Consider the following 25,288-nt stretch of genomic DNA (forward strand, 5'->3'; position numbering starts at 1 on the left):
TAAATTTGAGAATATAAACCACTAAAATTTCCAATTATGAAAAAGATTGCAACAGTTTTAATGTTTACCATGGTATTTTTTATGATCAATTCTTGCAGTAAGAGCGATGATGAGGCAATTGTAGACTGTTTTGGTGATTCTATTTTAACTGAATTAAAACATTCGGCAGATGGAACAAATTCGAAAATAATTAATTACTCTATACAATATAGTGGCAGCAATACCGTAACTTCAGTAAAATGGACTTTTGGAGATGGAAAAACAGAGACAGTAAATACTGCAACAGGAGCTGTATCTCATACTTATAGTGCTTCTGGTACATTTGAAGTTAAAGCAGATGTGACACTTACTAAATCGGGAGGCAGCTGTACGGTTAGTCCTAAGAAGAATGTCACGGTAAACTAGGGGTAAAAAGTTTTTTAACCGCAAATTGCACAAATTTTCACAAATGAATTCGTGAAAATTTGTGCAATTTGTGTTTAAAATCATGCTTTCCAAACTTGGAGGCTTTAAGTCGATAATAGATTAACTCTCATTCGTTATATTTGTTTGATACGATTTTTGACTATGGAAAATTTACAAAATATTAGAATTGCGGTTGATGCGATTGTTTTTGGCTACAAAAACAATGATTTGTATGTGTTATTGATCGAACAGCAATTCGGAACTTCAGAAAAATATTGGGCTTTGCCAGGTGGTTTAGTTCAGAATTCAGAATCTTTGAGTGATGCCGTTATTCGGGAATTGCATGAAGAAACGAATGTACAGCTTACTTTTATGGAACAATTATACACTTTTGGCGATGATATTCACCGTGATTCAAGAAACCGTGTAATTTCAGTTGCTTATTATGCCTTAGTAGATGCTTCCAATTTAGAAATTAAAGCAGATACAGATGCAGAAAGAGTACAATGGTTTAAGATTGATGAGATTCCGTCTTTAGCATTCGATCATAATAGTATACTTCAAAAAGCAATTTCGAGACTTAAATCAAAGCTCACTTATGAACCAATTGGCTTCGATTTGCTGCCGGAGGAATTCCTTTTCTCCGATTTGGAAAATCTCTATTGCACGATTTTGGAAAAAGAAATCGACCGCAGAAACTTCAGAAAAAAAATACTCAGTTACGGAATTTTAGAGGAGACCGAAAAATTTTCACCTATAAAAACAGGTCGTCCAGCAAAACTTTTTAAGTTTAATAAGTTGAAATACAATGAATTGATTGAAAAAGGTTTTCACTTCGAAATAAAGTTTGCGTAATTTTTACACAAAATAAATTGTTTATTCAAAATTAAATTCTACATTTGCGTATAATTAACGCAAACTACAACACTATGATACTAAATCTCGACCCAAAATTCGCTCCGATTCAAAATCAGGAAGAAATCAAATTTCAAAGTTTTACATTTTCTGGTGGAGAGCCACACATTAAAATCAATCCGGATTTTGATGTTAATCAAAAAGTAACGATTACACACAGATTGAATTCATTCAACGATTTAGGTTTATTGTGTATCACAGTTGATGCGTTACGCAGAATGGACGTTAAGATCATCGATCTTTTTATTCCGTACTTCCCAGCTGCGAGACAAGACCGTGTTATGATTCCGGGAGAACCGTTATCTGTAAAAGTGTATGCAGACATTATCAATGCCATGCAATTGAATAAAGTGTTTGCTTTTGATGCACACTCTGAAGTGACTCCAGCTTTGTTGAATAATAGTACTGTAATTCCGAACTATACTTTTATCAAAGAAGTGCTAAACAAAATAGGTCAAAACGTAAAATTGATTTCTCCAGACGGAGGCGCTTTGAAGAAAATCTATAAAGTTTCTGAATTTCTAGGAGGAGTTGAGGTAGTAGAATGTAGTAAAAGCCGAGATGTAAAGACAGGAAAATTATCTGGTTTTAAAGTGTATGAAGAGGATTTACAAGGAATGGATTGCTTAATTGTAGATGATATCTGCGACGGAGGCGGAACCTTTGTTGGTTTAGCCGAAGAATTGAAAAAGAAAAATGCAGGAAAACTGTACTTGGCCGTAAGCCACGGAATTTTCAATAAAGGTTTCGAAGTTTTAAATTGCTTTGATGGCATTTTTACAACGAACTCTTTTAAAGACTTTGACGGTGAAAGTGTTCAAGTGATTGGATTGGATCAATTAGTTTAAAAAAAGTTTCAGGTTTCAAGTTGTTGTTTAGAACGTGAAACTTAAAATCAGAAAAAAGGAAATCTATTAATCGTTTCAGTTTTAAAACCCAAATTTTAAGTTCAGTGCACAACTTGAAACAAGAAAAACCTGAAACAAAAACAACCAAAAGTATTATGAGTGATGATTTAAAACCAAGATTCATTGAGTCTTTAAGAAGAAACAATGATCAGATTAGAGAAGACAGAGCCAAAGTAATTGGTGAGGATTCAGAATTAATATACAGACGTCGAGTTGAAGACATTGAATTAAAAATCAAAAGACTCGAAAGAGAACAAGAAGGACTGATTGATATTAGTCCGTTGGATAAAAACAGTTTAACCTTTGCCGATTTTCAGCCAGAAGCTTTTGTACAAAAAGATATGGAGCTTTCGCTGACCATCAGAAATTTGAATATCCAGTTTGAAGTAACAAAAAAAAGATTTGAGTATTTATTTGGTAAAAAATATTAGTCATGGGAGGTACAAGATACGATATAAGCGCTCGTTTGAGCAGAGCAGAAGCAGCAGGTTATGGAAAAAAATCTGCTAGCGAGATATTTACACAAAATGCATTGCATAAGGCTCACGAATCTATGAATCCAAATGGAGTGATTTTTAGAGAAGCGAGAGATTCAGACGTTCATCCCAATACAGTTCCAATTATTTTAGGACTGGACGTAACAGGGAGTATGGGACATATTCCGCACGAACTGATTAAAGAAGGTCTTCCAAAATTAATGGGAGGAATTATTCAGGGAGGCGTTCCAGATCCGGCACTTTTATTCTTAGGAATTGGTGATCATGAGTGCGACAGATATCCTTTGCAAGTAGGACAATTTGAATCTGGCGATGAAGAACTGGATATGTGGTTAACGAGAACTTATATCGAAGGTGGAGGAGGAGGAAACGCTGGAGAAAGTTATCTCTTAGCGTGGTATTTTGCAGCCTTTCATACCAAAACCGATGCCTTCGAAAAAAGAGGACAAAAAGGATTATTGTTTACAGTGGGTGATGAACCTGGTTTGAAAACACTTCCAGCATCAGCCATCAAAGAAATTATGGGGCAAGGACAACAGACTTATACGCATCTTGAATTATTGGCAGAAGCCCAAAAAAGATACGATGTTTATCACATTAGTGTACTGCATTCAGGACAAGCAATTAATGCCGATGTGGAATGGAAAGAATTGTTAGGACAAAATTGTTTATCAATAGAAGATCATAGAGAAATTCCAAATGTAATCAAGAAAATAATCTGTGATAAACATAAAAGTTCAGGTTCAGGTTTAGGAACAATACCAGTTTCTGATACAAATGATTCAGGTTTAGATAGTATACAAATGCTTTAAATTTTTCAAACATATAGAAACATAGATTTTTTTGAATACGAAAGATTAAAGAAAGAAACTAGTTTCTAACACATAGTTGCTATGTGAATTGATGCAAGTGAAACGCCTTTTTTAAGTTTCTAAAAATCTATGGTTCTATGTGTTAAAATGATAATTACATTAATCTTTAAAACTTTGCGATTTAGCGACTTTGCGAGATTAAAACATAAAGCATTTTTTCAGCTGCGAGATATTTGCTCGCAAAGACGCAGAGACGCAAAGTTTTTTTTACGCAGATTTAAAACGATTTAAGCAGATAAACGCAGATTGTTCATTTCTAAAATCTTAGAAGAAATCTTTTTGCATCTGCATTAAAAAAATCTTTTTAATCTTAGTAATCTGTGGCTTCAAAACAAAACCCTTTACGACTCTGTGGCTTTGCGAGATTAAAATAAATAAAAACAAAATGAAAACAGCGAAAATAGTTATAGGATTAGGATTTGGTGATGAAGGAAAAGGAATAACAACAGATTTTCTGGCGAAACAAAATCCTGAATCTATAGTTATTCGGTTTTCGGGAGGACAGCAGGCGGCTCATACGGTTATGATTGGCGATAAAAAACACGTTCATTCTAGTTTTGCCAGTGGTGCACTTCGAGGTCTGCCATCTTATTACAGTGAACACTGCACGATTCATCCGCTCTTTTTATACAACGAAAGAGAGGAATTAAAAGAGAAAGGAGCTAATCTGGATTTATATATTCATCCGTTGGCAAAAGTAACTACTCCGTTTGATGTTTGGCACAACAGAGGAAACGCTAGAAACCTAGATCATGGAACCTGCGGAAAGGGCATTGGTTCAACCATGAAAAGAAACGAAGGCCCGTATAAATTGTTTGCCATAGATTTGATTGCGCCTCGCGAAATGCTTTTGGAAAAGCTAAATCAGATTGCTTATTATTATGGTTTTTTGAATGAAAGCGAAATTGACGAAGAAGCTCGGGCGTATCTTGATGCAATTGATAAACTAAAATGGAATATTGTCGATTATACTTTCCTTTCAAAATACAATAATCTAATTTTTGAAGGCAGTCAAGGGATTCTTTTAGATATGGATCATGGAGTTTTTCCGAATGTTACTTATGCGAATACCACTTCAAAAAATGCAATTGAAATCTGTAATAAACTGAAGATTGAAGAGTTGGAGATTTATTATGTAACCAGAAGTTACGCCACAAGGCATGGCCATGGCTGGATGCCGAATGAAAGAGAAATACAATTAAAAAACAACGAAGAGGAAACCTGTGTTTTCAACGAATATCAAAAACAGCTCAGATTTGGGGATTTGGATTACGATTTGTTGAATTACGCATTACAATTAGATGCAACTTACAGTCCAAACGCGAAAAGAAATTTGGTGGTAACCTGTATGGATCAGTTAGAAAAAGAATATGAATTTGAAAAGTTAACGACAGATTTCAATACAATTTACGGATCATTTTCACCCGATTCTAAAGATTTTAAAAACATAATACCGATTGTATATTCAATATAGACCAATTGCATTGTTCTATTTTCATATTACATCGGCATTATACTAGAAGATTTTAATAAAAACAAATTAGGTTAGCATAACTTCTTTGTTTCAATAAATAGAAAAAATGAAATATAATATAGAAAATATAGCTCCAGAAAGTAAATTTTTATTTTTCTGGGGACATCAGCCAAGTCAAGATGGAACGATTACTAAAACTTGTTTCAGCCAATGGTGGTTAAGTTCGTTTAAAGTCAATGATGTAACTTATAAAACTGCTGAACACTGGATGATGGCAAAAAAAGCCGAATTATTCAAAGACCAAGAAATTTTAGATAAAATCATAAAATGCAATTCTCCTGCCGAAGCTAAAAAGTTAGGCCGTAAAGTGAGAAATTACGATGACAAAATCTGGTTGGAAAACCGATTTGAAATTGTAAAAGAAGGAAATTTCCACAAATTCAGTCAAAACCCTGATTTGAAAACATTTCTCTTAAACACTAACGACCGAGTGATTGTAGAAGCAAGTCCGGTTGATCCAATCTGGGGAATCGGAATGGCGGGCGATCACAAAGACGCTTTAAATCCAGAAAAATGGAAAGGTTTGAATTTGTTGGGTTTTGCTTTGATGGAGGTTAGGGATGAATTGAGATAATTACAAATTATAAAATAATAAACATGTTCCATAGGAACATTTCATAGGTAATGAATGAAAATATAGCAAAGAGCGTCAGCAAGTTTTTGAGTTTGGTGCTCAGACATTCGCCAGAAAAAATCGGATTAAAATTAGACGAAAACGGCTGGGCAGATGTTGAGGAATTAATAGCAAAATGTAATAAAAAAGGGAATCGTATGGATGCTGCACTTTTGGAGTATGTTGTAGAAAATAACGATAAAAAACGTTTTGCTTACAACGAAGATAAAACCAAAATCCGTGCAAGTCAGGGACATTCTATTTCGGTTGAATTAAATTTAGCAGAAACAGAACCTTTAGAATATTTGTATCACGGAACAGTCGGAAAGTTTATGGAAAACATAAGAAATGAAGGTTTGAAAAAAATGAGCCGTCAGCATGTACATCTTTCCAAAGACAAAGAAACCGCAGTAAAAGTAGGAAGTAGAAGAGGAATTCCGCAAATTCTGACAGTAAGAAGTGGCGCCATGTTTAGAGACGGATTCAAATTTTATTTGTCCGAAAACAATGTTTGGCTGACGGATGAAGTTCCGGCAAAATATATTGAGTTTTAAAAATGAAAAGAACCTTAGTTTTTGGAGATATTCACGGTGGATTAAAAGCCTTAATTCAGTTATTAGAAAGAATTGATTATTCAGTAAATGACCGTTTTGTTTTTCTGGGAGATTATGTAGACGGTTGGAGTGAATCCAAACAATTAATTGATTTTCTTATTGAATTGTCTCAAAAACAGGAATGTATTTTTATAAAAGGAAATCACGATGCTTGGTGTCAGGAATGGTTGGAAGAAAATGTCATAAATGATATTTGGTTTCTGCACGGAGGAAAGTCAACAATAGAAAGTTATACTGGAATTGATTCTTCTCAAAAACAAAAACATCGAGATTTTTTCAATTCAATGATAGATTACTTTGTAGATGAAAATAACAATTTATTCATTCACGCTGGATTTTCATCGATGCACGGCCCGGAAAAAGAACATTACAAAACCAATTATTCCTGGGATAGAACTTTATGGGAAATGGCTTTGACAATGGACAAAAGAATCGATAAAAATTCACTTTTATACCCAAAACGATTACTGCTTTTTAATGAAATTTATATCGGTCATACGCCAACATTACATTATGATTTCGAAATTCCAATGCAAGGATGCAATGTTTGGAACATAGATACTGGAGCAGGTTTTTATGGAAAGTTGAGCTGTATAGATGTTGAAACGAAGCAGTTTTGGCAAAGTGATGCCGTGCAAGTGTTTTATCCAAATGAAAAAGGAAGAAATAAATAATCATGAAAAGAATTTTTAGATCACCCGAAGAAATACCAGTACAGGCTGATGTCAAAACCATTTTTTTAGCTGGTTCTATAGAAATGGATAAAGCCGTTAACTGGCAGTTATATTGCGAAGAGCAGTTAAAAGAAAAATACATTCTTTTCAATCCAAGAAGAACGGAATGGGACAGTAGCTGGTCACAAACTATAGAAAATCCTAATTTTAAAGAGCAGGTTAGTTGGGAACTTAATGCATTAGAGAAAGCAGATATTATTATCATGTATTTTGCAGAAAATACAATGTCACCAATTTCTTTATTGGAGTTTGGACTTTACGCGCAATCCAAAAAAATGAAAGTGGTTGTTGAAGAAGATTTTTGGCGTAAAGGGAATATTGATATTGTTTGTGAAAGATACAGAGTAGAGCAGTTTAAAACTTTAAACGAGTTAATACAAAATCTATTGGACTAATAGAAAGGGAAGAATCCATGAAAAATAAAATAGAATCAGGTTTGTTTGGAGTTGCAGTTGGAGATGCTTTAGGAGTTCCCTATGAGTTTCTTTCAAGACATCAGATGAAAGAATCACCTGCTGTCGATATGATTGGGTATGGAACTCACAATCAACCCAAAGGTACTTGGTCAGATGACAGCTCCTTGACCTTTTGTCTTGCAGAAACATTAGCAGAAGGATATGACCTTCAAAAATTAGCGAATCGTTTTGTGAATTGGAAAGAACAGAATTATTGGACACCACATGGCGAAGTGTTTGATATTGGAATTGCAACCTCTATTGCCATTCATGAACTGCATTGCGGAAAAGATCCTGTTTTGGCAGGAGGCGATACAGAAGACAGTAATGGAAATGGATCTCTAATGCGCATTCTGCCATTACTTTTTTATATTAAAGATATGCCGATTAAGGAACGATTTCAGCGCGTAAAAGAAGTTTCGTCACTTACACATCGTCACATTCGTTCTGTGATGGCTTGTTTTATTTATCTTGAATATGCTTTGCAATTATATAATGGGAAAAATAAAGATGAGGCCCTAAAGCAAATGCAAGAAATTGTGAAATCGTTTTTTGAAAATGCAGAGATACCTCAATCAGAAATCGATCGTTTTCACCGAATACTTTCCATTAAGGTTGGTGAATATGATGTTCAGGACTTACAATTTCTTTCAGAAGCTGAAATATTTTCTTCAGGTTATGTATTGAATACTTTAGAAGCTGCTATTTGGTGTATTCTTTTGGAAGACAATTATAAAGATACGGTGTTGAAAGCCGTTAATCTTGGAAGTGACACTGACACTACTGCGGCAGTGGCTGGCGGTTTGGCAGGAATTTATTACGGAATCGATAATATACCCGAAAAATGGATTGATAATTTGGTAAGATCTAATGATATAAAAGACCTTGCAGATCGGTTGTCTAAGAAATTAATGGGAAATGAGTAGGGATAACATGGATAATCTATGGAATGAAGTAATAAAAGTATTGCAAGTAGTTAAATCAAAAATTACTTCAGAGATAGATTTGCTTTGGACACATTATAATTCGGTAGAAGAATTAAGGTCAGAAATAAATAGAATTGATTATTTACTGAAAGATAAAAATGAAAAAGGCCTCGAATTGTTAGGATATTTATTCGCACCAACAGGAACTTTTCAGGAAATTTCTATGCAGAACGAATGGATTGAAGAATATATAAATTTGTCCTCGGAATTTGATACATTGTACAAAATTTTAAAAACATAATAAAAATATATGAACCCACTATTATTAACCGATGGTTACAAAGTTGACCACAGAAGACAATACCCAGATGGAACAAGTTTAGTATATTCTAACTGGACACCAAGAAAATCAAGAATTGAAGAAGTTGATGAAGTAATCTTTTTTGGATTGCAGTATTTCATCAAAAAATATATCATTCACGACTTTGAAGAGTATTTCTTTAAGAAATCAAAAGAAGAAGTGGTGAAAAAATATGCCCGAAGAATCAATAATTATTTAGGCGAAAATCAGGTTGGTACTAAACATATCGAAGATTTACATGACTTAGGTTATATTCCGATGGTTTTTAAAGCATTGCCAGAAGGAGCAAGCGTTCCATTAAGAGTACCAATGTTTACGATGTACAATACCATTCCGGAGTTTTTCTGGCTGACGAATTATTTCGAAACTTTGCTTTCTGCTGTAATCTGGTTGCCTTGCAACTCAGCAACTATTGCAAAAGAATACAGAAAAGTATTGGATAAATATGCTGCAGAAACTTCTTCTGTTCCAGAATTTGTAGATTGGCAGGCACATGATTTCTCTATGAGAGGAATGGGCGGAATAGAAGCTTCTTTAACTTCAGCTGCCGGACACTTATTGAGTTTTACAGGATCAGATACAATTCCGGCTATCGATTTCTTGGAAGAATATTACAAAGCCAATTCAGATCAGGAATTAGTAGCAGGTTCAGTTGCCGCTACAGAACATTCTGTTATGTGTATGGGAACAACAGAAGGAGAATATGAAACTTTCAAAAGGTTAATCACTGAAGTTTATCCAAAAGGAATTGTTTCTATCGTTTCGGACACTTGGGATTTATGGAAAGTTTTGACGGATTATCTTCCAAGATTAAAAGAAGCTATTGTTTCAAGAGAAGGTAAGGTCGTGATTCGTCCTGATAGTGGTGATCCAATTCTAATTATCTGCGGAAATCCTGATGGAAAAACGGAACAAGAAAGAAAAGGAGTTATCGAATTGCTTTGGGATGTTTTTGGCGGAACAACAAATGCTAAAGGATTCAAAGAACTAGTGCCGCAAATTGGTGCTATTTATGGAGATAGTATTACAGTAGCAAGAGCGACTCAAATCTGCGAAAGATTAAAAGAAAAAGGATTTGCTTCTACCAATGTGGTTTTAGGAATCGGATCTTTTACGTATCAATACAATACTAGAGATACTTTCGGATTTGCAATGAAAGCAACTTACGGAGAAGTAAACGGAGAGGGAAGAGCGATCTTCAAAGATCCAATTACAGACGACGGAACTAAAAAATCGGCTAAAGGATTAATGAAAATCGACTTGATTGATGGAAAGTACCACTTAAGTGATAATGTTTCCTGGGAAGAAGAAAAACAAGGCGAATTGAAAGAAGTTTTCCGAGATGGAAAACTTTTAATTGATCAGTCACTTAGTGAAATCAGAACAAGAATAAAAAGTGAAGTAAGTATCGAAGCTTAATTATAAAAACGAAAGCCTGAATGTAAGTTCAGGCTTTTTTGTATAGTATTGTCATTTCGACCGAAGGGAGAAATCACACTAGAAACTCCGTACAGCATATCGCCAATCTTTGTCGAATAGCGAGTGTGATTTCTCCCTTCGGTCGAAATGACAAGTTTACTTATTTCTTATAAAAATTATTATGATCAATATATTCCCAAACCTTTGGAGGAAGCAAAGGCTGAATATTTTTCCCCTCTTTAATACTGTTTCGAATAAAAGTTGAAGAAATCTCTACAATCGGTGCATCGATAACATGAATTTTTGGATGCGATTTTAATTCGACATTTTCGGGTTCGTCCGAAATTCTCGGATACACATAAATATCATGATTCTCGAGAATTACTTCATAGTTTCTCCATTTGTGAAGCGTTTTTAAATTGTCTTCTCCCATAATTAAAGAAAACTCATGATTTGGGTATTTCTCTTTTAAATGTTCGAGGGTAATCACGGTGTAACTCGGCTGAGGTAATTTAAACTCAATATCCGACGGTTTTATCTTTGGGTAATCTTCTGTTGCCAGAAAAACCATTTGAAGGCGCTGTTGGTCGTCTAATAAAGTTGCCTTTTTCTTCAACGGATTATGAGGTGTAACTACCATCCAAATCTGATCTAAATCGGCAAACTCAGCCATATGATTGGCAATGATCAAATGCCCAACATGAATGGGATTATATGTTCCGAAATAAAGGCCTATTTTCATTTTTTGTAGTGGGTAAGTCCTTAGTTTTTAGTTCTTAGTCTCGCTTTTAGTTATTAGTCTTTTAGATTTTTGGCGAAAGCGCTTATCATTTTGCTTTCTTCTTCAATTAACAACATAATTTCATTAAACAAATTATCATCAGAAATAAATTCTAATTCTTTTGCAATAATTAATTGTGTCTCTATCTCATTCAAAGAACCTCTGGAAATATTCAGAAAATGATTAAATGACTTGTCCGTTTGACGTCCAAAACCTTCAGCAATATTTGACGGAACGGATACGCTGGCTCTTTTTAACTGACTAGTCAAGGCATATATTTCTTCTTTAGGAAAGCTTTTAGTAAGTTTATAAACAAGAACAACCAGTTTTATTCCTTTTTGCCAAATGAATAACTCTTTATAGGATTTAATACCGCTCATTTAGATTTTACAGTTTGATGTTTTATAGACTATTTAACTAGAGACTAAGGACTAACAACTAAGGACTAACAACTAAGGACTAACAACTAAGGACTAATAACTATTTAGAAACAAATTCCTTAACCAATTGATGTGCTTCTTCCAAAGCTACTGGCAAATCATAGTTTTTGATAATTACATCAAATTGTGGAGCAGTTGCCAATTCTACAGATGCTTTTGCAATACGCATATTGATTTTATCTTCACTTTCTGTAGAACGTTCTTTTAGTCTTCTTTTTAGTTCGTCGACACTTGGTGGTTTTACAAAAACAGCCAAAGTCTGCTCAGGAAATTTATGTTTAATTCGTAATCCGCCGGCAACATCAATGTCAAAAATCACGTTTTTTCCTAAAGCCCAAATACGTTCGATTTCAGATTTTAAAGTACCGTAAAAGTTATCACGATAGACTTCTTCCCATTCCAGGAAATCTTCTGCTTTAATGTGTTTTTTGAATTCTTCTAACGAAATAAAATAATAATCTTTTCCATGAACTTCCTCTCCACGTGGTGCACGCGACGCTGCCGAGATCGAAAATTCTAAGTTTAAATCTTCTTGTCCTAATAAATGTTTTACGATAGTTGTTTTTCCTGATCCTGATGGTGCTGAAAAAACAATTAATTTTCCTTTGTTCATTTTTGTTTATATGTAATCTGTCAGGCTAAAAGTCAAAGTCTTTTTTTATGACTGATAATAATTCATTGTATGAAATTAATTCGTCGACTGTAGGATAATATTTTAAATAGAAAGATGGATTATCAAAAGAAAACTCATTTTTAATAGTTTCATTTTTAATGAATACTCTGTATGACTCACCATCTATTGCATGTTTTTTATTTTTGGATATTCCAAATTCTCCATCTTCAAAAACAATCTTTGCATCCTTGAGTTTATAATCAATATTTGTTTGACTTGTTAAATATTCTACATTACAGAGAAGTAAATTTAACCAAATCAAATGTGCATTTTTAGGTTTTAACTTTCCAATAGCTTCCTTTGGAAAGCGAAACTCATCAATTTTTGTTACACTTTTGAAATCTTTTTGATACCAAAATTTCTGAACAATCCACTCATTGGCCTCATCATTGAACATTCTAAAGAGAATTATTCTATTACCAATAGAATAATCTTTGTAAATGCGAATTTCTTTTTGATTTTCTATGGAGTCTGATATTTCTAAAACTTTATTCATTTCAGAAAAATCTTGTCCGAAACATTTAGATATTACCAGAAAGAAGAAAACGCAATAAAATTTCATTTTACAAAACATTCAAAACCTGCTCCTTAATCTTCTCCAATTCATCTTTCATCATCACCACCAGTTTCTGCATTTGAGCATGATTGGATTTGGAACCCATAGTATTGATTTCACGACCCATTTCCTGAGTGATAAAACCTAGTTTACGTCCATTTGCTTCATTTCCACCCAAAGTTTCAATGAAATAATCCAAATGATTGGTTAAACGAACTTTTTCTTCCGTAATATCTAATTTCTCTAAATAATAAATCAATTCCTGTTCAAAACGGTTTTCGTCCACATTTACTTGTAATTCTGAAATGGCAGTTTGCAGACGATCTTTGATTGCCTGAACACGTTCTGGATCAAGAGCCAAAGCATCATTCATATATTGGCGAATATTTCCAATTCGTAAATTGAACTCTTTTTCAAGAGATTCTCCTTCGTCTTTACGGAAACTTAAGATGTTTTGAAGCGCTTCATCAATAATTACCTGAATTTGCTCCCAGTCATTTTCATCGATTTCTTCGCGTTCTGTTTTCAGGGTATCTGGCATGCGAACAGCCATTTTCATCAGTTCCGTTTCATCGGCATCCTGATAAACCTCTCTCAATTGTGCTATATAATTTTTTACAACAGGAACGTTTACTTTAGTTGAAGTTTGTTCTGCCGTACTTTCTACATAAATAGCAAAATCGATTTTTCCTCTTTCCAGTTTAGTTGAAATCTGCGTTCGTAAGCCCAATTCCATTTCACGATAAAGAGATGGCATTCTTACATTTAAATCTAAACCTTTACTGTTTAAGGATTTTACTTCAACCGTGATTTTTTTTGTTGGCAATTGCAAAGAAGCTTTGCCAAACCCTGTCATAGATTGTATCATATAATTGACTATAAAGGCGCAAAGATAACTAAAAGTTTGCTCTGTTTATGACGTAAAATACTATTCTCTGCAAGAGAAAAGCCGTTTAATGTCTTTTTTCTAAAATTTTACCAATTGTCAATGGTAATTTGGGCGTGATCCCGATAAGATAAGTGGGCTAATCTTCTTTGCGTATATGTGCCCACTTATCTTATCGGGACCGGGCTATCCGGGCTACTTCGGTAGCTTCCTCCTATCCCTCACGCAGACAATCGAACTTAAAATGGAGTTCTTTAACTTAAAGCCTTTAGTACTTCGGCAACATTTTTCTGACTGTTGCCAATGTAAATTTTTCCATCAATTATAAAAACAGGGCGGCTTAAAAAGGTGTAATGTTCTAAAATGTATTTTTTAAAATCAGCTTCGGTCAAAGATTTGTCTTTTAATCCCATTGATTTGTATAATTGCGCTTTTTTGCTAAATAAAGCTTCATAACTTCCTGATAGTTTATACATTTCTTCCAATTGTTCTTCAGTAATTGGATCTTGTTTGATATCCTGAAAAACCAAATTGTTTTCAGGTAAACTTTTGATGATTTTTCGGCAAGTGTCGCAAGAGGCTAAATAATATATCTTGTTCATGATTTTTTGAGTTTTATTAGACTGCAAAGAAAATTCATTTGAAACTTAAAAATGCCTAATTTTAAAAAAAAAAATAATTGTATGAGTTCAGTTTTTGAGACACAAAAAACAATAAGAGAAATTCTTTTGAAAATTTTAGAAAGTCATTCTTTGGAACAGTTGAATAAGATTCCACAAGGGTTTAATAATAATATTATCTGGAACGTGGCACATTGTGTTGCAGCGCAACAAACCTTAGTTTATAAATTATCGGGTTTGCCAACGATGGTTTCAGAAGAGTTTGTCAATAAATATCGAAAAGGGACAAAACCAGAAGGCGATGTTTCACAAGCCGAAGTTGATGAGGTAAAAGCTTTTCTTTTATCAACATTAGAAAAAACAAAAAATGATTTCACCAGTGGTCTTTTTGTAGATTATCATGAATATACTACGAGCATGGGATTTACATTGAGTAATGTCCAAGATGCGTTGGATTTCAATAATTACCACGAAGGAATTCATACCGGAATGGCGATGACCTTAAGAAAATTAGTTTAAATAGAAAATCCCGCCTTTTGAGCGGGATTTTTTTATTCTACTATAGTCTCAATTGTGACTTTCATTGCACCGGCACCTTTATGTTTGGTGATGTCCATAAAAGCTCTTTTAGATAAATCTATTTCGCGAGTTTTTACAAAAGGACCGCGGTCTGTAATTTTTACAATAACGAATTTTCCATTGGCTTCGTTTGTCACTTTTACTCTTGTTCCAAAAGGAAGTTTTTTATGAGCAGCAGTGTATTGGTTGTTGTTGAATCGGCTTCCGTTAGCAGTTCTTTTTCCATTAAAACGATCAGCATAGTAGGAGGCGTGAGCGTTTTTTTTGTATGGTCTAAGTTTTAAACCTTTGTCTGTAAAAACAGAGTCTACAGGTAATGCAATAAGGTTTGGTCTTGCATTTTTAACCGTGTCTTGAATGATTTTAGGTTCTGTTGTAGGTTTGGTTTGGCTTATTACATAAGTGAAGCCGCTAATTAGAGTCAGAGCGATTGTGGCGAATAAAATATTTTTTTTATTTCTCATGGGTTATTTTTTTTCAGACTTGGGGGGAGTTTGTACAAATAATATGCCGAGATAAAAAAAGCCCTGATAAAAGGGCTTTTAAATTGGTATTTTCTAGAACCAAAGGTTCCAAGGAATTCTACTTAAGATAAGTAACAATCCTAATCCGTAAAAAATAGCAAAGGTTTTAAATTTAGCTTCGCTGTTGATTAATTTTTTATGTTTAGACCATCCAATTGTAATTAGGACGATAGCAATAAGATTAATTAGTGGGTGTTCTAATGATGTTAATCTAAGTTCTGCATTAGACATTTGTCCAAAAGCCGCTTTTCCCAGAGGAGAAACAAAATATAGTATTAGACCAATCAATAATTGTGTATGAGTACCGATTAAAGCAAATAAAGCGATTTTACGATCTTTAGCGGTAAACTCTTTTTTTGAAGTAAATCCGAGAATGGCGTTAACAACTGCAACCAGCAAAATAAGCAATGCTAAGTATGCCCAGCCAGAGTGAAATTTTTGTAGAAAATTATACATAAATCTTGTTTTTTGTTTGAAACAAATATAACAAAAATGGCTATAAAAAAACGGCATTAAACTTAAAAGTCAATGCCGTTTTTATTATTTAGGATGGTTCTTTATTAGTTGAAAGAATATCTAGCTCCAACTTGCATTTGCCATCTTGATGATTGTAAACCTACGTCATCAATTTGATTTTTAACATTACTTGTAGTACTTGGATTAAAAGTGAATGTTGGAGTTGTTCCATCTGCTAAGAATCCACTGTGTTTAAGAAGTAAGATCTGATCGTTTGACATAAAGTATCTTCTTCCCCAGTTTTTGTTTAACAAGTTTGTAAAGTTAAAGATGTCAGCTGTAAATTCTAATTTATGGCTTTTCTTATTTACATTGATTGAGAATTCCTGAGCAATTTTCACATCTACAACATGACTCCAGTCTAAACGATCTCCGTTACGTTCTGCATATTTACCTCTTCTGCTGTTTAAATATTTATCATGAGAGATAAAATTATTAAAAGCATCCCATTGTTGATCTGCTGTCATTGTCGCAGTAGGAGTGAAAATTATTTCACCTTTGTTAGCAGGAACATAAATTAAAGCTGAAGGCTGAAAAGTATCACGTAATAAGTTACCAGTGTCATCATAAACATAGCTAAAAGGAGTTCCTTGAGTACCTTCGTAGTAAAGACCAATTGTAGTTTTAATTGATTTATTCCATTTGAATTTTACAGAAGAATTAGCAAGTACTCTTGATCCCTGATCAAAATCAGATCTAGATACTCCAGAAATTGCATTTGAACCGTTAACTGTTTCTATGTATTGCCATTGTGAACTGTTTTGAGAACTTGTTGCATCCATCCAAACATATGACTCTCCATAAGCATAAGTTGCTGAAATATTTGCATCAATAAAATCTGATGTGAAGTTCTTAGCTACAGTAAAGTTTGTGTTCCATGAACTTCCTGCTTTTTTATTAGATGCCAAGTAAATACCTTGGTAAGTATTGTCGATACGAACATTTCCGTTGTATCGTGGTCTGTTGTCTGCTCCTGTTAAATGAGTTACAGGCGCATCAATGTTTAAGTTTTGGTATTGGATTGAGTTAAGGTTTTCATTCCAAATTGCCTCAGCAGTTATTATCCAACCAGCACCTAATTTACGATCAAAAGCTAAACTAGTTTTTAAAACTTGTGGAAGCTTAAAATCTTTAGCAAATAAGTCAATATTTCCACCTACTTTCCCGCTTCCAGGTAATGGAGGTGAAGGAACAATACCACTTAATTGGCTGTCAATATTAGTGTTAGGATTGAAATTTGGTGTAGGAGTAGCAGTAGCATTGTTTATTTGGATACTGTTTTGAGAAATACCGTTGTTATTGTATGCTCCACCTGGCCATACTAATGGAACTCTTGATGTAAATACACCAATACCTCCTCTAACTTGAGTTATTTTATCACCGTCAACATCGTAGTTAAAACCGATTCTTGGTGAGAAATGTACTGTGCTTTTAATAGGTTGACCAACTTTTGCTCCTTTTAAATCTTTTCCTTTAGCTTCTAAAAGGCCAATTGTTCTTGTATTAAAATCTTCATTCACAAGTCCATCGTACCATACAGGCATATCAGCTCTTACACCAACATTTAAGCGGAAGTTATCTGATATTCTAATATTGTCCTGCACATATAAGCCAAATTGATTCATGTTGAAATCAGCAGCTCCTTTAGAGTCATCTCCTGAACCACCAAATAATGAGTATCCTAAACGATAACGGTATGCCTTAACTCCCGTCATAAAATCGCTTACGCTATTGTAATCATACGCTCCGTAGTTTCTATTGATAAATACGTTTTTAGCGTGAGATAATTCATTGTGAGTACCAATTAAAATATTGTGTTTCCCCACATTAATTTCAAAGTTATCTGTGATAGTTAACACTCTTTGATTTAATAAGTTCGCTGTTGAACTTGCTTCAGATCCAAAATAAATCGTTGCACCAACACCATCTCTAATAGTTACTGTTGGGAATGGATCTCCAGATGCATCTCTATCATCATTTACAGTGGTGTATCCAACAACTAAGTTATTCGAAAATTTATTATTGAATCTAGTGTTTAATTCTAACGATGCTGAATTTGTAATAGATTCAAAAGATTGAGCACCGTTCAAGAAATTAATTGCAGTGTTTGAAGAACGAAATGGAGAAAAGTTTGTAGCTTTTACATAACTGTTTTTAACAGATAATTTATTGTTATCATTAATATTCCAATCCACTTTAGCAATTAATTTATCACTTGTCAATGATAATTTATTATTTTGATATGATCCAGGGTTGTAACCATATGTATTTATTAAAAAATTACTTAAACTCTCTAGCCCTGCAGCTTTCGTAGTTCCTGTGTAATTTGCAATATCAAAAGGTTGTGGTGTTTCATTTTCCTGTCTTTCATAGTTAATGAAATAGAACAATTTATCTTTTAAAATTGCTCCTCCAGCTCTAACACCATATGTTTGTGCTGTAAAATCACCCAGTCTTTTTCTCTCGACACCGCTTCCGCTACGTGTTGGAGTCTTTCCTGCCAAAGATTGATCTCTGTATAAGAAATAAGCAGAACCATCAAAGTTATTTGTTCCAGAACGTGTAATTGCACTAATAGCACCTCCAGCGAATCCTGATAATTTAACATCGTATGGAGAAACACTCACCTGGAATTGCTCAATAGCATCTAGTGAAATTGGAGAAACTCCTGTTTGTCCACCGTTTGTTCCGTTTGCAGCTAATCCGAAAACGTCATTGTTTACAGCTCCGTCAATGTAAATTGCGTTGAATCTGTTATTTTGTCCACCGATTGAGATTACATCATCATTACGCATTTGCGCTTGTGGTGTAAGTCTGGCAAAATCAGCAATATTTCTAGATAAAGAAGGTAATTCTGTTATCTTTTCGTGATCGATAATGGTTTGAGCTCCAGTTTTTTTAGAGTTGAAAGTTGGGTCTTTTTTACCCATAACTACAACTTCACTAAGTTGGTTTGTCTCGTCTTTTAAAACAACTTTTAAACTTTTAGAGTCACCAAGTTGTAAATAAGCGCCTTCCTCTGTGTAGGTTGTGAAACCTATGAAAGTTACTTCAATTTTGTAAGGACCACCAACACGCATGTTAGAGATTCTAAAGTGACCATCAAAATCCGTTGTGGTCGAATAACGGCTACCTGAAGCCTCGTGAACTGCAAGAATCGTTGCTCCTGGAAGCGACTTGTTTTGCGAATCGTAAACAACCCCATTGATAGAAGAAGTTGTGTTACCTTGTGCATAAATATCTCCTGCATAAATAAACGCTAAAAGCAGTAAGAGAAACTTTGACAATTTTTTCATCTGTTTTGTTATTTGTTTTTGGCAAAATTATAACAATTAACTCAGATAATGTTATCGAAATGTTAAGAAAAATAACTTTTGTCTTTTGTGTTGCGCATTAAAATGAATTTTTCTCTTTTCAATAAAAAAAATATTGTTTTGTTGAATTTTTGGATCGGTTTTTTGTTAAATGTGTAATTATTTGAATTGTGTTGTAAGCTAAAACTTGCAGATGGGCGTATTTTTTATGTTTTTTGTCGGTATTTTATGCGAAAAAACGCCTTAATTTAGGTTAAATTAAGGCGTTTCAAAATGTTATGAAATTTTTAAATTTCTGGTTTTATTTGTTTTTTAAGAAATGATTCAACAAAAATGAAGTTGAACTATCATGACTTTTAACAGTCTTGGAATTGATTTCATCCAAGATAGAATTGGCTAATTGTTTTCCTAATTCAACTCCCCATTGATCAAAACTAAAAATGTTCCAAATAACTCCCTGAACAAAAATTTTATGTTCGTACAATGCGATTAAAGAACCTAAACTTTTTGGCGTAAGTTTCTGAATTAAAATGGTGTTAGTTGGTTTGTTACCTGTGAAAACTTTAAAAGGTAATAAATAAGAAGCTTTGTCTGCTGAAAGTCCTTGTTTGTCAAATTCTGCCTGAACTTGAGCTTCTGTTTTTCCATTCATTAAAGCTTCTGTCTGAGCGAAGAAGTTTGACATTAATTTATCATGGTGATCTTCGTTTCCATAAAGTGGTTTTACAAATCCAACGAAATCTGTTGGGATTCTTTTTGTTCCTTGGTGAATTAACTGGAAGAAAGCATGCTGAGAATTTGTTCCTGGTTCTCCCCAGATAATAGTTCCTGTTTGGTAGTTAACAGGTTTTCCATCACGGCCAACACTTTTTCCGTTACTTTCCATAAAGGCTTGCTGTAAATACGGAGCTAATTTTGATAAATATTGTGTGTACGGAATCAAAGCTTCGCTTTCTGCTCCGAAGAAATTATTGTACCAAATACTTAACAAAGCCAATATTGTTGGGATGTTTTCGTCAAATTCTGCTGATTTGAAATGCTCATCCATTTCGTTGGCACCTTTCAGTAAATCATTGTAATTGTCAAAACCAACTGCCAATGCAATACTTAATCCAACGGCACTCCATAAAGAAAATCTTCCTCCAACCCAGTCCCACATTGGGAAAACATTGTCTGGATTAATTCCGAATTCTGTTACTTTCTGAATGTTGGTCGAAACAGCTACGAAATGTTTAGCGATATCTTCCTGAGAAGCCGATTTTAAAAACCATTCTTTAATAGTTACTGAATTCGAAAGTGTTTCCTGAGTCGTAAAAGTCTTAGACACAATTACAAAAAGAGTAGTTTCAGGATTTAATTTTTTGATGATTTCGTTTACGTGATCGCCATCAACATTGGAAACGAAATGAGTATTTAAATGGTTTTTGTAAAACTGTAAAGCTTCTACAGCCATAACAGGACCAAGGTCAGAACCACCGATTCCGATATTTACAATGTCAGTAAAAGCTTTTCCTGTGTATCCTTTTCTTTGACCGGAAATAACTTCTTCTGTAAATTGTTTGATTTTATTTTTTACTTCGAAAACTTCTGGAATTACATTTTCTCCATCAACAGTAATAACTGCTGATTCTGGAGCGCGTAAAGCAGTGTGTAATACAGCGCGATTTTCAGTTTGGTTGATTAATTCTCCTCCAAAATATTGAGAAATTGCATCTTTTAATCCAATTGAATTTGCTAATTCTAATAAAAGAGAAACAGTTTCCTGACTGATATTATTTTTAGAATAATCTACTAAAAAGTCATTCCATTGTAAATGAAATTTTTCGGCACGTGCACTATCTCGTTGAAACAATTCCTGTATTGTGGTTTCGTGAATTGCGTTATAGTGATTTTGGAGATTTTTCCACGCTTCAGTCCCGGTTGGGTTTGTTGTGTTTAAAGCCATTTTTATCTATAATTGAGTTTGTTTTCTGAAACACAAAAATACTGAAATAACTTTTAAAAGGGGAACGGTTCGCGATTATATAACAATTAGTTACGAAAACGTTTTATGATAAATTATCGAATTGGAAAACGATAAGGATTACAAATACAAAATATTTCTTTTGTTGATTTTTTTCTTGCAACATCAAATCCATCTGCTAAAACAATTTCAAAATCATTTAGATTTATTTCTTCAGAATTGGGAAACCATTTTGGTTTGAGATTTTCGTTTTCTTTTATTTTTTGTTGAAATGAAGCGACTGTAACTTTTGGATTTTTTAAGAAAATAGAATCATAACTCTGGTTTTCAGAATAACTGAATTTGACAAAATCACAAATATTAAGATGTGAATCGCTTCTCAAATCATAAGAATCAGAATTGATAATATTGGGAAACCATCCTTTAATTCTTGGATTTGTTGTTTCTTTTAAATCTTCATACTTGTCAAATCGCAATTCATATGGTTGATTTCCACAGGAAAATAAAATTAGAAATGTAAAATATAAAATCCCGTTTTTCATATAATCACCAAAACTTCCACCATGGCTTTTTATTAATTTCTATAACTTTCTTAGTAATATCAACATCAATTCTTTTTGGAGATTCTGTTTTAATTTTAGAATCATCAAAAAATAATAATCCATTTTCATCCATTCCAAGTGGCAATTTGGTTCTTTCTTTCCATTCTTCGGTTTGTAATTCCGGAATTAAAGGCAAATCGATTTTTTCGCGAAAGCGTTTTTGAGCTTTTTCTATAATTTCTTCTTCTAAATTGGAAGAGGAATTTTTAAAAAGTGAAATAGAAATATCAGGAATATTCAAAAGAAAAACCTGTGTTTTGTTGTCGATTTTCTGAATATCCAATACTTTAAAATAAGCAATTGAATCTAAAAGAAAATGACCAATTTTTGCAGAACCAGGATTAAATTTTGATAAATCTTTTGGTTGGGAACTCGCAATTAAATATCTCAAATTTCCCGAAAGTCCTCCGCCAATCGAACTCATGTCGGTAAAACCTTTTTCTTGAATAATCTGTCCGATTTTATAATTTGAAATTAAATTTTCGGAGAGATTAGTGTCTCTGTAAAATAGTTTTAAACCCGAAAAAGTTTCATGATAAATAGTTCTAAGGCGTGTACTTTTCATACTTAAACTTATAAAGAAGGTTTGTTTACAGGTTCCCAATGCTGTCTAATTCTCTTTTCAAAGGTTCAATTTGTTGCATGAAACGAGTTCTGTCACTTCCTGTCAACGATTCTCCTGTTGGAAGATTCAATCGAAGCGCATCTACCTGAACGCCATTTTTCCAGAAACGGTAACAAACGTGAGGGCCAGAAGCTAAACCTGTGCTTCCGACTAAACCAATAGTTTGTCCTTGTGTTACACGCTGTCCGCGGCGAACCAGGATTTTTGACATGTGTAAATATTGAGTAGAGTAGGTTCCGTTGTGTTTTACTTTTACAAAGTTTCCGTTTCCTGCTGTATATCCTGTTGTTTCAACAACTCCAGATGCTGTGGTGGAAATTGGTGTTCCAGTTGGAGCCGCATAATCGGTTCCTTTGTGTGCTTTCCAAGTATGCTGTACAGGGTGAAATCTGTTCATAGTGAATCTTGAAGTGATTCGGCTGAATTTTATTGGTGTTTTTAAGAAGAAGTTTTTAAGCGTTTTTCCTTCATCATCATAATATTCAATTTTTCCAGAAGTAGTATCTTTTTCAAAAGGAAAGGCGTAAACAATTTTACCCTTATATTCAAAAAATGCAGCTTCAAGATTTTCTACACCGTCATATGTTTTTCCGTTGATAAAACGTTCTGTAAAAATTAATCCGTAACGATCTCCTTTTTTTAGTTTGAAGAAGTCAATAGACCAAGAAAATACTTTTGTAATTCTGCTGGCCAAAGCGGTTTCTACACTTTCGTTTCCTAAAGTTTCAGATAAAGAACTTTTTAAAACACCACCAATCATTTTTCTTTTTAAAGTAACAGGCTTTATTTTTTTATAAGCTTTGGCAATGCTGTCACGTAAATCAATTACATAATAACTTAAAGCGTCGGGCTGATAAATAAAAACCTGAAGATTGTTGGTTTTGTTTTTTGAACGAAGTAAAGTAAAAGGTTTGTTGTAACGAATAGATCTTACATTAAAAGAATCTTTAACCTGTTCTACAATGTCATGTACTTTTTTATTTCCAATATTCTGACTTTGTAAAATCGATCCGAAAGAATCTCCTTTTGAGATTGTGTCATTAACAACATTAAAATCTGCGTAATTAAAACCGAATTCTATTTTTTTGGTTGCTGGTTTAGTAATTTTGGTTTCTACTTTTTCTTCTGCTTTTTTACATGAAAAAATAGAAAACAAGACAATTAAAATTACGACTGCTTTTTTCAAACTTTTGGGATTTTTGCGGCGAAATTAAACCTCGGTTTCATTTCCCCAATTGGACAATTCTTCTTCGGTCCACAATTTAGGAAAAAAGATGCGTCTTTGGTATTTTGGATGCATATATTTTTGCCAATCGCTTCCTCCTGTAGCTTCTCCATTCCCTTTTCCGCTTTCCAAAATATATTTTCTAGCGGTATTAAGATGCTGCATAACCCAAGTGATATTCACCGTTTTATCGTAATGGCGCATGGCCGAAATTAATTCGGGATTTTGCTGATCAGTTTCTGGAAGCTGAGAAAATTTTTGCCAGATATTTTTTGTTTTAAAAGTAGACATTTGTCTGAGAAACTGAACTTTATATTTATTTTCAAATTCCTGTAGCAAATACGATTTTTCGCCAGTATGATAATCTTTTCCAGCTGCCTGCCAATATAGATGTTCAAAACTAGTTTCAAGATCGGTGTTTTCGTCAAAATTGGCTTTGTATCTGCGATCTGTTAAATTGATAACATTAGTAGAAGCAAATTCGATCATTCTGTATTGTGCGCTCTGAAAACCACTTGCCGGTGTAAGTGTGTTTCTGAACTTCATATATTGATCAACTTCCATTCCGTTCTCCATAATACTGAACGAATTGGTAAGCATGTCGAAATATCTTGTAATTCTAGATAATCTTTCACTGAAAAAATCAACCTGTATGTTTTCTTTTTCAGCAATTTGATCAATTTCCCACAAAATCATTTTGAAGATTAATTCGTTTACCTGATGGTACATGATAAATACCATTTCATCAGGAAGTGTGGTGCGTTGTATTTGTAAATTTAAAAGAGCATCGGTTTGAATGTAATCCCAATAGGTGATTGGTTTAGCCCAAAGCAATCCTTCCAATTGTACATCGGTTTTTTGGTTTATGGCTTGAAATTTAAGATCAATTTCTTTTAAAATTGCTTCTGAATTATCAGTTAAATTCATTTCTTTTTTACTTTAAGTGGACTTTTCAATCCTTTATATTCATCAAGATCTGCTTTTAGCGAGCCAACCGCCAGATCTGCTTTAATTCTAATTGGAATTTTGTTGTCGTCATCTGTGATCCAGAGCGTTAAGCTTTCTTTTTCTTTGAAGACTCTTCCAGTCTGTACCAAAGGTTTAAATACCATCGTGGAAACTGTGCCAAATTTAGTTGTAATATCTTGACGGCCTACAAATTTTAACTTAAATTTTGTGATTTCGTCATCAAAAAACATATCAATTGTAATGGCTTCTCCAGATTTCAATTTGTCGATGCTAGGATGGTTTCTTAAAAAATAAAAAGACGAAACAATATCCTGCACATTATCAGTAATTACAATTGTTTTTTCCGATTTTCTTTTGTAATCTTTTACTAAGACCTTATTTTCATTTTGGTTGAAAAATCCTTCCTGATTTTTAGTATAACCACCTTCGTCAATTTTACGAACATATCGATAAGGGTTTCCAGATTCTTTGTCAAAATAACTTTCGTATAAGTCTTCTACCTTAAAAAAGAATTTCGACATTCCAGTTGTATAGCCTTTACCTACAGCATGATATACTTTTTTGTTGCTGATGGTCGCATCTTTTAATTCTAAAGTGGCATATCCGGCATTTACAATTCCGTAGTGAATTCTAAATTTGAAAAATTCTCCTGTATCAAATGAATCCTCTTTTTGTGAATCGAAGGCTAAGCAAGTAAGTGCTAATATAGTGAATATGAGTTTTTTCATAGTGCATTTTTTACATTCAATAATAAAGATAAAT

29 protein-coding genes are annotated in these 25,288 nt (G+C 33.6%); 14 read left to right on the top strand and 15 right to left on the bottom strand.

The window, feature by feature from the left end; genetic code table 11:
- Positions 1-36 precede the first annotated feature (36 nt).
- The 13 genes from BM289_RS13405 to BM289_RS13465 all read left to right on the top strand — a co-directional run bounded on the left by BM289_RS13405 (position 37) and on the right by BM289_RS13465 (position 10,253).
- On the top strand, positions 37-405 hold the full coding sequence (locus BM289_RS13405; RefSeq protein WP_091494354.1) for a PKD domain-containing protein: 369 nt from the start codon (positions 37-39) through the stop codon (positions 403-405).
- Between the two features lie 162 nt (positions 406-567).
- Complete coding sequence (locus BM289_RS13410; protein WP_091494356.1) at positions 568-1,260, top strand: NUDIX hydrolase; 693 nt, start codon at positions 568-570, stop codon at positions 1,258-1,260.
- Between the two features lie 74 nt (positions 1,261-1,334).
- Positions 1,335-2,168 carry a ribose-phosphate diphosphokinase gene (gene prs, locus BM289_RS13415; protein ID WP_091494358.1) on the top strand — a complete coding sequence of 278 codons (834 nt, stop codon included), beginning with the start codon at positions 1,335-1,337 and terminating at the stop codon, positions 2,166-2,168.
- 104 nt (positions 2,169-2,272) lie between these two features.
- Positions 2,273-2,659: a hypothetical protein gene (locus BM289_RS13420; protein WP_244165374.1), complete on the top strand. Its 387-nt coding sequence runs from the start codon at positions 2,273-2,275 to the stop codon at positions 2,657-2,659.
- 2 nt (positions 2,660-2,661) lie between these two features.
- Positions 2,662-3,537: a hypothetical protein gene (locus BM289_RS13425; RefSeq protein ID WP_091494361.1), complete on the top strand. Its 876-nt coding sequence runs from the start codon at positions 2,662-2,664 to the stop codon at positions 3,535-3,537.
- 445 nt (positions 3,538-3,982) lie between these two features.
- Positions 3,983-5,071, top strand: a complete 1,089-nt coding sequence (locus tag BM289_RS13430) for an adenylosuccinate synthetase (RefSeq protein WP_091494362.1) — start codon at positions 3,983-3,985, stop codon at positions 5,069-5,071.
- A 106-nt stretch (positions 5,072-5,177) separates the two neighbouring features.
- Entirely contained in the window at positions 5,178-5,705 is a 528-nt protein-coding gene (locus tag BM289_RS13435; protein WP_091494364.1) for an NADAR family protein, read from the top strand.
- 50 nt (positions 5,706-5,755) lie between these two features.
- Entirely contained in the window at positions 5,756-6,298 is a 543-nt protein-coding gene (locus tag BM289_RS13440; protein ID WP_091494366.1) for an RNA 2'-phosphotransferase, read from the top strand.
- Positions 6,299-6,300: 2 nt separating this feature from the next.
- Positions 6,301-7,032 carry a metallophosphoesterase family protein gene (locus tag BM289_RS13445; RefSeq protein WP_091494367.1) on the top strand — a complete coding sequence of 244 codons (732 nt, stop codon included), beginning with the start codon at positions 6,301-6,303 and terminating at the stop codon, positions 7,030-7,032.
- Positions 7,033-7,034: 2 nt separating this feature from the next.
- Positions 7,035-7,487: a nucleoside 2-deoxyribosyltransferase domain-containing protein gene (locus BM289_RS13450; protein WP_091494369.1), complete on the top strand. Its 453-nt coding sequence runs from the start codon at positions 7,035-7,037 to the stop codon at positions 7,485-7,487.
- Positions 7,488-7,504: 17 nt separating this feature from the next.
- Positions 7,505-8,473, top strand: coding sequence for an ADP-ribosylglycohydrolase family protein (locus BM289_RS13455; protein WP_091494371.1), 969 nt, complete (start codon positions 7,505-7,507; stop codon positions 8,471-8,473).
- Complete coding sequence (locus BM289_RS13460; RefSeq protein ID WP_091494372.1) at positions 8,466-8,774, top strand: hypothetical protein; 309 nt, start codon at positions 8,466-8,468, stop codon at positions 8,772-8,774. Before BM289_RS13455 ends, BM289_RS13460 begins: the two co-directional genes overlap by 8 nt.
- Positions 8,775-8,783: 9 nt before the next feature.
- Entirely contained in the window at positions 8,784-10,253 is a 1,470-nt protein-coding gene (locus BM289_RS13465) for a nicotinate phosphoribosyltransferase (RefSeq protein ID WP_091494374.1), read from the top strand.
- A gap of 160 nt (positions 10,254-10,413) precedes the next feature.
- Here the strand turns inward: BM289_RS13465 and nadD are convergent, their stop codons facing one another.
- The 6 genes from nadD to BM289_RS13495 form a co-directional block, all read right to left on the bottom strand.
- On the bottom strand, positions 10,414-10,995 hold the full coding sequence (nadD, locus tag BM289_RS13470; protein ID WP_091494376.1) for a nicotinate (nicotinamide) nucleotide adenylyltransferase: 582 nt from the start codon (positions 10,993-10,995) through the stop codon (positions 10,414-10,416).
- Positions 10,996-11,048: 53 nt separating this feature from the next.
- The gene (locus BM289_RS13475; RefSeq protein WP_091494378.1) at positions 11,049-11,414 is read right to left on the bottom strand and encodes a four helix bundle protein; all 366 of its coding nucleotides are present in this window, start codon (positions 11,412-11,414) and stop codon (positions 11,049-11,051) included.
- Between the two features lie 100 nt (positions 11,415-11,514).
- Positions 11,515-12,087 carry a guanylate kinase gene (gene gmk, locus BM289_RS13480; RefSeq protein ID WP_091494380.1) on the bottom strand — a complete coding sequence of 191 codons (573 nt, stop codon included), beginning with the start codon at positions 12,085-12,087 and terminating at the stop codon, positions 11,515-11,517.
- A 25-nt stretch (positions 12,088-12,112) separates the two neighbouring features.
- Positions 12,113-12,643, bottom strand: a complete 531-nt coding sequence (locus BM289_RS13485) for a hypothetical protein (protein ID WP_143102081.1) — start codon at positions 12,641-12,643, stop codon at positions 12,113-12,115.
- A gap of 67 nt (positions 12,644-12,710) precedes the next feature.
- Entirely contained in the window at positions 12,711-13,571 is an 861-nt protein-coding gene (locus BM289_RS13490) for a YicC/YloC family endoribonuclease (protein ID WP_091494383.1), read from the bottom strand.
- 272 nt (positions 13,572-13,843) lie between these two features.
- Positions 13,844-14,191, bottom strand: a complete 348-nt coding sequence (locus BM289_RS13495; RefSeq protein WP_091494385.1) for an arsenate reductase family protein — start codon at positions 14,189-14,191, stop codon at positions 13,844-13,846.
- Positions 14,192-14,272: 81 nt separating this feature from the next.
- On the opposite strand from BM289_RS13495, the gene BM289_RS13500 reads away from it, so the two are divergent.
- A complete protein-coding gene (locus tag BM289_RS13500; RefSeq protein ID WP_091494901.1) occupies positions 14,273-14,728 on the top strand; it encodes a DinB family protein in 456 nt (151 codons plus the stop codon).
- Positions 14,729-14,760: 32 nt separating this feature from the next.
- On the opposite strand, the gene BM289_RS13505 is transcribed toward BM289_RS13500, so the two are convergent.
- The 9 genes from BM289_RS13505 to BM289_RS13545 form a co-directional block, all read right to left on the bottom strand.
- Positions 14,761-15,252: a septal ring lytic transglycosylase RlpA family protein gene (locus BM289_RS13505; RefSeq protein WP_091494387.1), complete on the bottom strand. Its 492-nt coding sequence runs from the start codon at positions 15,250-15,252 to the stop codon at positions 14,761-14,763.
- Between the two features lie 93 nt (positions 15,253-15,345).
- Entirely contained in the window at positions 15,346-15,768 is a 423-nt protein-coding gene (locus BM289_RS13510; protein ID WP_091494389.1) for a hypothetical protein, read from the bottom strand.
- Positions 15,769-15,872: 104 nt separating this feature from the next.
- Positions 15,873-19,124 (bottom strand): TonB-dependent receptor, encoded by a 3,252-nt coding sequence (locus BM289_RS13515; RefSeq protein WP_091494391.1) that lies wholly within the window; start codon positions 19,122-19,124, stop codon positions 15,873-15,875.
- Between the two features lie 319 nt (positions 19,125-19,443).
- Positions 19,444-21,087 (bottom strand): glucose-6-phosphate isomerase, encoded by a 1,644-nt coding sequence (gene pgi, locus BM289_RS13520; protein ID WP_091494393.1) that lies wholly within the window; start codon positions 21,085-21,087, stop codon positions 19,444-19,446.
- Positions 21,088-21,200: 113 nt separating this feature from the next.
- Positions 21,201-21,647, bottom strand: coding sequence for a hypothetical protein (locus BM289_RS13525; protein WP_091494395.1), 447 nt, complete (start codon positions 21,645-21,647; stop codon positions 21,201-21,203).
- A 4-nt stretch (positions 21,648-21,651) separates the two neighbouring features.
- Positions 21,652-22,272, bottom strand: coding sequence for a hypothetical protein (locus BM289_RS13530; protein WP_091494397.1), 621 nt, complete (start codon positions 22,270-22,272; stop codon positions 21,652-21,654).
- Positions 22,273-22,297: 25 nt separating this feature from the next.
- Entirely contained in the window at positions 22,298-23,518 is a 1,221-nt protein-coding gene (locus BM289_RS13535) for a peptidoglycan DD-metalloendopeptidase family protein (protein ID WP_091494399.1), read from the bottom strand.
- A 24-nt stretch (positions 23,519-23,542) separates the two neighbouring features.
- Complete coding sequence (locus BM289_RS13540) at positions 23,543-24,484, bottom strand: tryptophan 2,3-dioxygenase family protein (protein ID WP_091494401.1); 942 nt, start codon at positions 24,482-24,484, stop codon at positions 23,543-23,545.
- Positions 24,481-25,254 (bottom strand): DUF3108 domain-containing protein, encoded by a 774-nt coding sequence (locus tag BM289_RS13545; protein ID WP_091494403.1) that lies wholly within the window; start codon positions 25,252-25,254, stop codon positions 24,481-24,483. The genes BM289_RS13540 and BM289_RS13545 overlap by 4 nt, the downstream gene beginning before the upstream one ends.
- Between the last annotated feature and the right edge of the window lie 34 nt (positions 25,255-25,288).

The sequence above is a fragment of the Flavobacterium phragmitis genome, assembly GCF_900112575.1.
Taxonomy (GTDB): domain Bacteria; phylum Bacteroidota; class Bacteroidia; order Flavobacteriales; family Flavobacteriaceae; genus Flavobacterium; species Flavobacterium phragmitis.

What these genes read in the sequence shown, in the direction of transcription:
- BM289_RS13445 (WP_091494367.1), top strand. Translation starts at nt 6,301, where the DNA reads ATGAAAAGAACCTTAGTTTTTGGAGATATTCACGGTGGATTAAAAGCC.
- BM289_RS13450 (WP_091494369.1), top strand. Translation starts at nt 7,035, where the DNA reads ATGAAAAGAATTTTTAGATCACCCGAAGAAATACCAGTACAGGCTGAT.
- nadD (WP_091494376.1), bottom strand. Translation starts at nt 10,995, where the DNA reads ATGAAAATAGGCCTTTATTTCGGAACATATAATCCCATTCATGTTGGG.
- BM289_RS13510 (WP_091494389.1), bottom strand. Translation starts at nt 15,768, where the DNA reads ATGTATAATTTTCTACAAAAATTTCACTCTGGCTGGGCATACTTAGCA.
- BM289_RS13530 (WP_091494397.1), bottom strand. Translation starts at nt 22,272, where the DNA reads ATGAAAAGTACACGCCTTAGAACTATTTATCATGAAACTTTTTCGGGT.
- BM289_RS13410 (WP_091494356.1), top strand. Translation starts at nt 568, where the DNA reads ATGGAAAATTTACAAAATATTAGAATTGCGGTTGATGCGATTGTTTTT.
- BM289_RS13545 (WP_091494403.1), bottom strand. Translation starts at nt 25,254, where the DNA reads ATGAAAAAACTCATATTCACTATATTAGCACTTACTTGCTTAGCCTTC.
- BM289_RS13540 (WP_091494401.1), bottom strand. Translation starts at nt 24,484, where the DNA reads ATGAATTTAACTGATAATTCAGAAGCAATTTTAAAAGAAATTGATCTT.
- BM289_RS13430 (WP_091494362.1), top strand. Translation starts at nt 3,983, where the DNA reads ATGAAAACAGCGAAAATAGTTATAGGATTAGGATTTGGTGATGAAGGA.
- BM289_RS13505 (WP_091494387.1), bottom strand. Translation starts at nt 15,252, where the DNA reads ATGAGAAATAAAAAAAATATTTTATTCGCCACAATCGCTCTGACTCTA.
- BM289_RS13455 (WP_091494371.1), top strand. Translation starts at nt 7,505, where the DNA reads ATGAAAAATAAAATAGAATCAGGTTTGTTTGGAGTTGCAGTTGGAGAT.
- BM289_RS13405 (WP_091494354.1), top strand. Translation starts at nt 37, where the DNA reads ATGAAAAAGATTGCAACAGTTTTAATGTTTACCATGGTATTTTTTATG.
- BM289_RS13425 (WP_091494361.1), top strand. Translation starts at nt 2,662, where the DNA reads ATGGGAGGTACAAGATACGATATAAGCGCTCGTTTGAGCAGAGCAGAA.
- BM289_RS13515 (WP_091494391.1), bottom strand. Translation starts at nt 19,124, where the DNA reads ATGAAAAAATTGTCAAAGTTTCTCTTACTGCTTTTAGCGTTTATTTAT.
- BM289_RS13460 (WP_091494372.1), top strand. Translation starts at nt 8,466, where the DNA reads ATGAGTAGGGATAACATGGATAATCTATGGAATGAAGTAATAAAAGTA.
- pgi (WP_091494393.1), bottom strand. Translation starts at nt 21,087, where the DNA reads ATGGCTTTAAACACAACAAACCCAACCGGGACTGAAGCGTGGAAAAAT.
- BM289_RS13495 (WP_091494385.1), bottom strand. Translation starts at nt 14,191, where the DNA reads ATGAACAAGATATATTATTTAGCCTCTTGCGACACTTGCCGAAAAATC.
- BM289_RS13500 (WP_091494901.1), top strand. Translation starts at nt 14,273, where the DNA reads ATGAGTTCAGTTTTTGAGACACAAAAAACAATAAGAGAAATTCTTTTG.
- BM289_RS13435 (WP_091494364.1), top strand. Translation starts at nt 5,178, where the DNA reads ATGAAATATAATATAGAAAATATAGCTCCAGAAAGTAAATTTTTATTT.
- BM289_RS13465 (WP_091494374.1), top strand. Translation starts at nt 8,784, where the DNA reads ATGAACCCACTATTATTAACCGATGGTTACAAAGTTGACCACAGAAGA.
- BM289_RS13440 (WP_091494366.1), top strand. Translation starts at nt 5,756, where the DNA reads ATGAATGAAAATATAGCAAAGAGCGTCAGCAAGTTTTTGAGTTTGGTG.
- prs (WP_091494358.1), top strand. Translation starts at nt 1,335, where the DNA reads ATGATACTAAATCTCGACCCAAAATTCGCTCCGATTCAAAATCAGGAA.
- BM289_RS13525 (WP_091494395.1), bottom strand. Translation starts at nt 21,647, where the DNA reads ATGAAAAACGGGATTTTATATTTTACATTTCTAATTTTATTTTCCTGT.
- BM289_RS13485 (WP_143102081.1), bottom strand. Translation starts at nt 12,643, where the DNA reads ATGAATAAAGTTTTAGAAATATCAGACTCCATAGAAAATCAAAAAGAA.
- gmk (WP_091494380.1), bottom strand. Translation starts at nt 12,087, where the DNA reads ATGAACAAAGGAAAATTAATTGTTTTTTCAGCACCATCAGGATCAGGA.
- BM289_RS13490 (WP_091494383.1), bottom strand. Translation starts at nt 13,571, where the DNA reads ATGATACAATCTATGACAGGGTTTGGCAAAGCTTCTTTGCAATTGCCA.
- BM289_RS13475 (WP_091494378.1), bottom strand. Translation starts at nt 11,414, where the DNA reads ATGAGCGGTATTAAATCCTATAAAGAGTTATTCATTTGGCAAAAAGGA.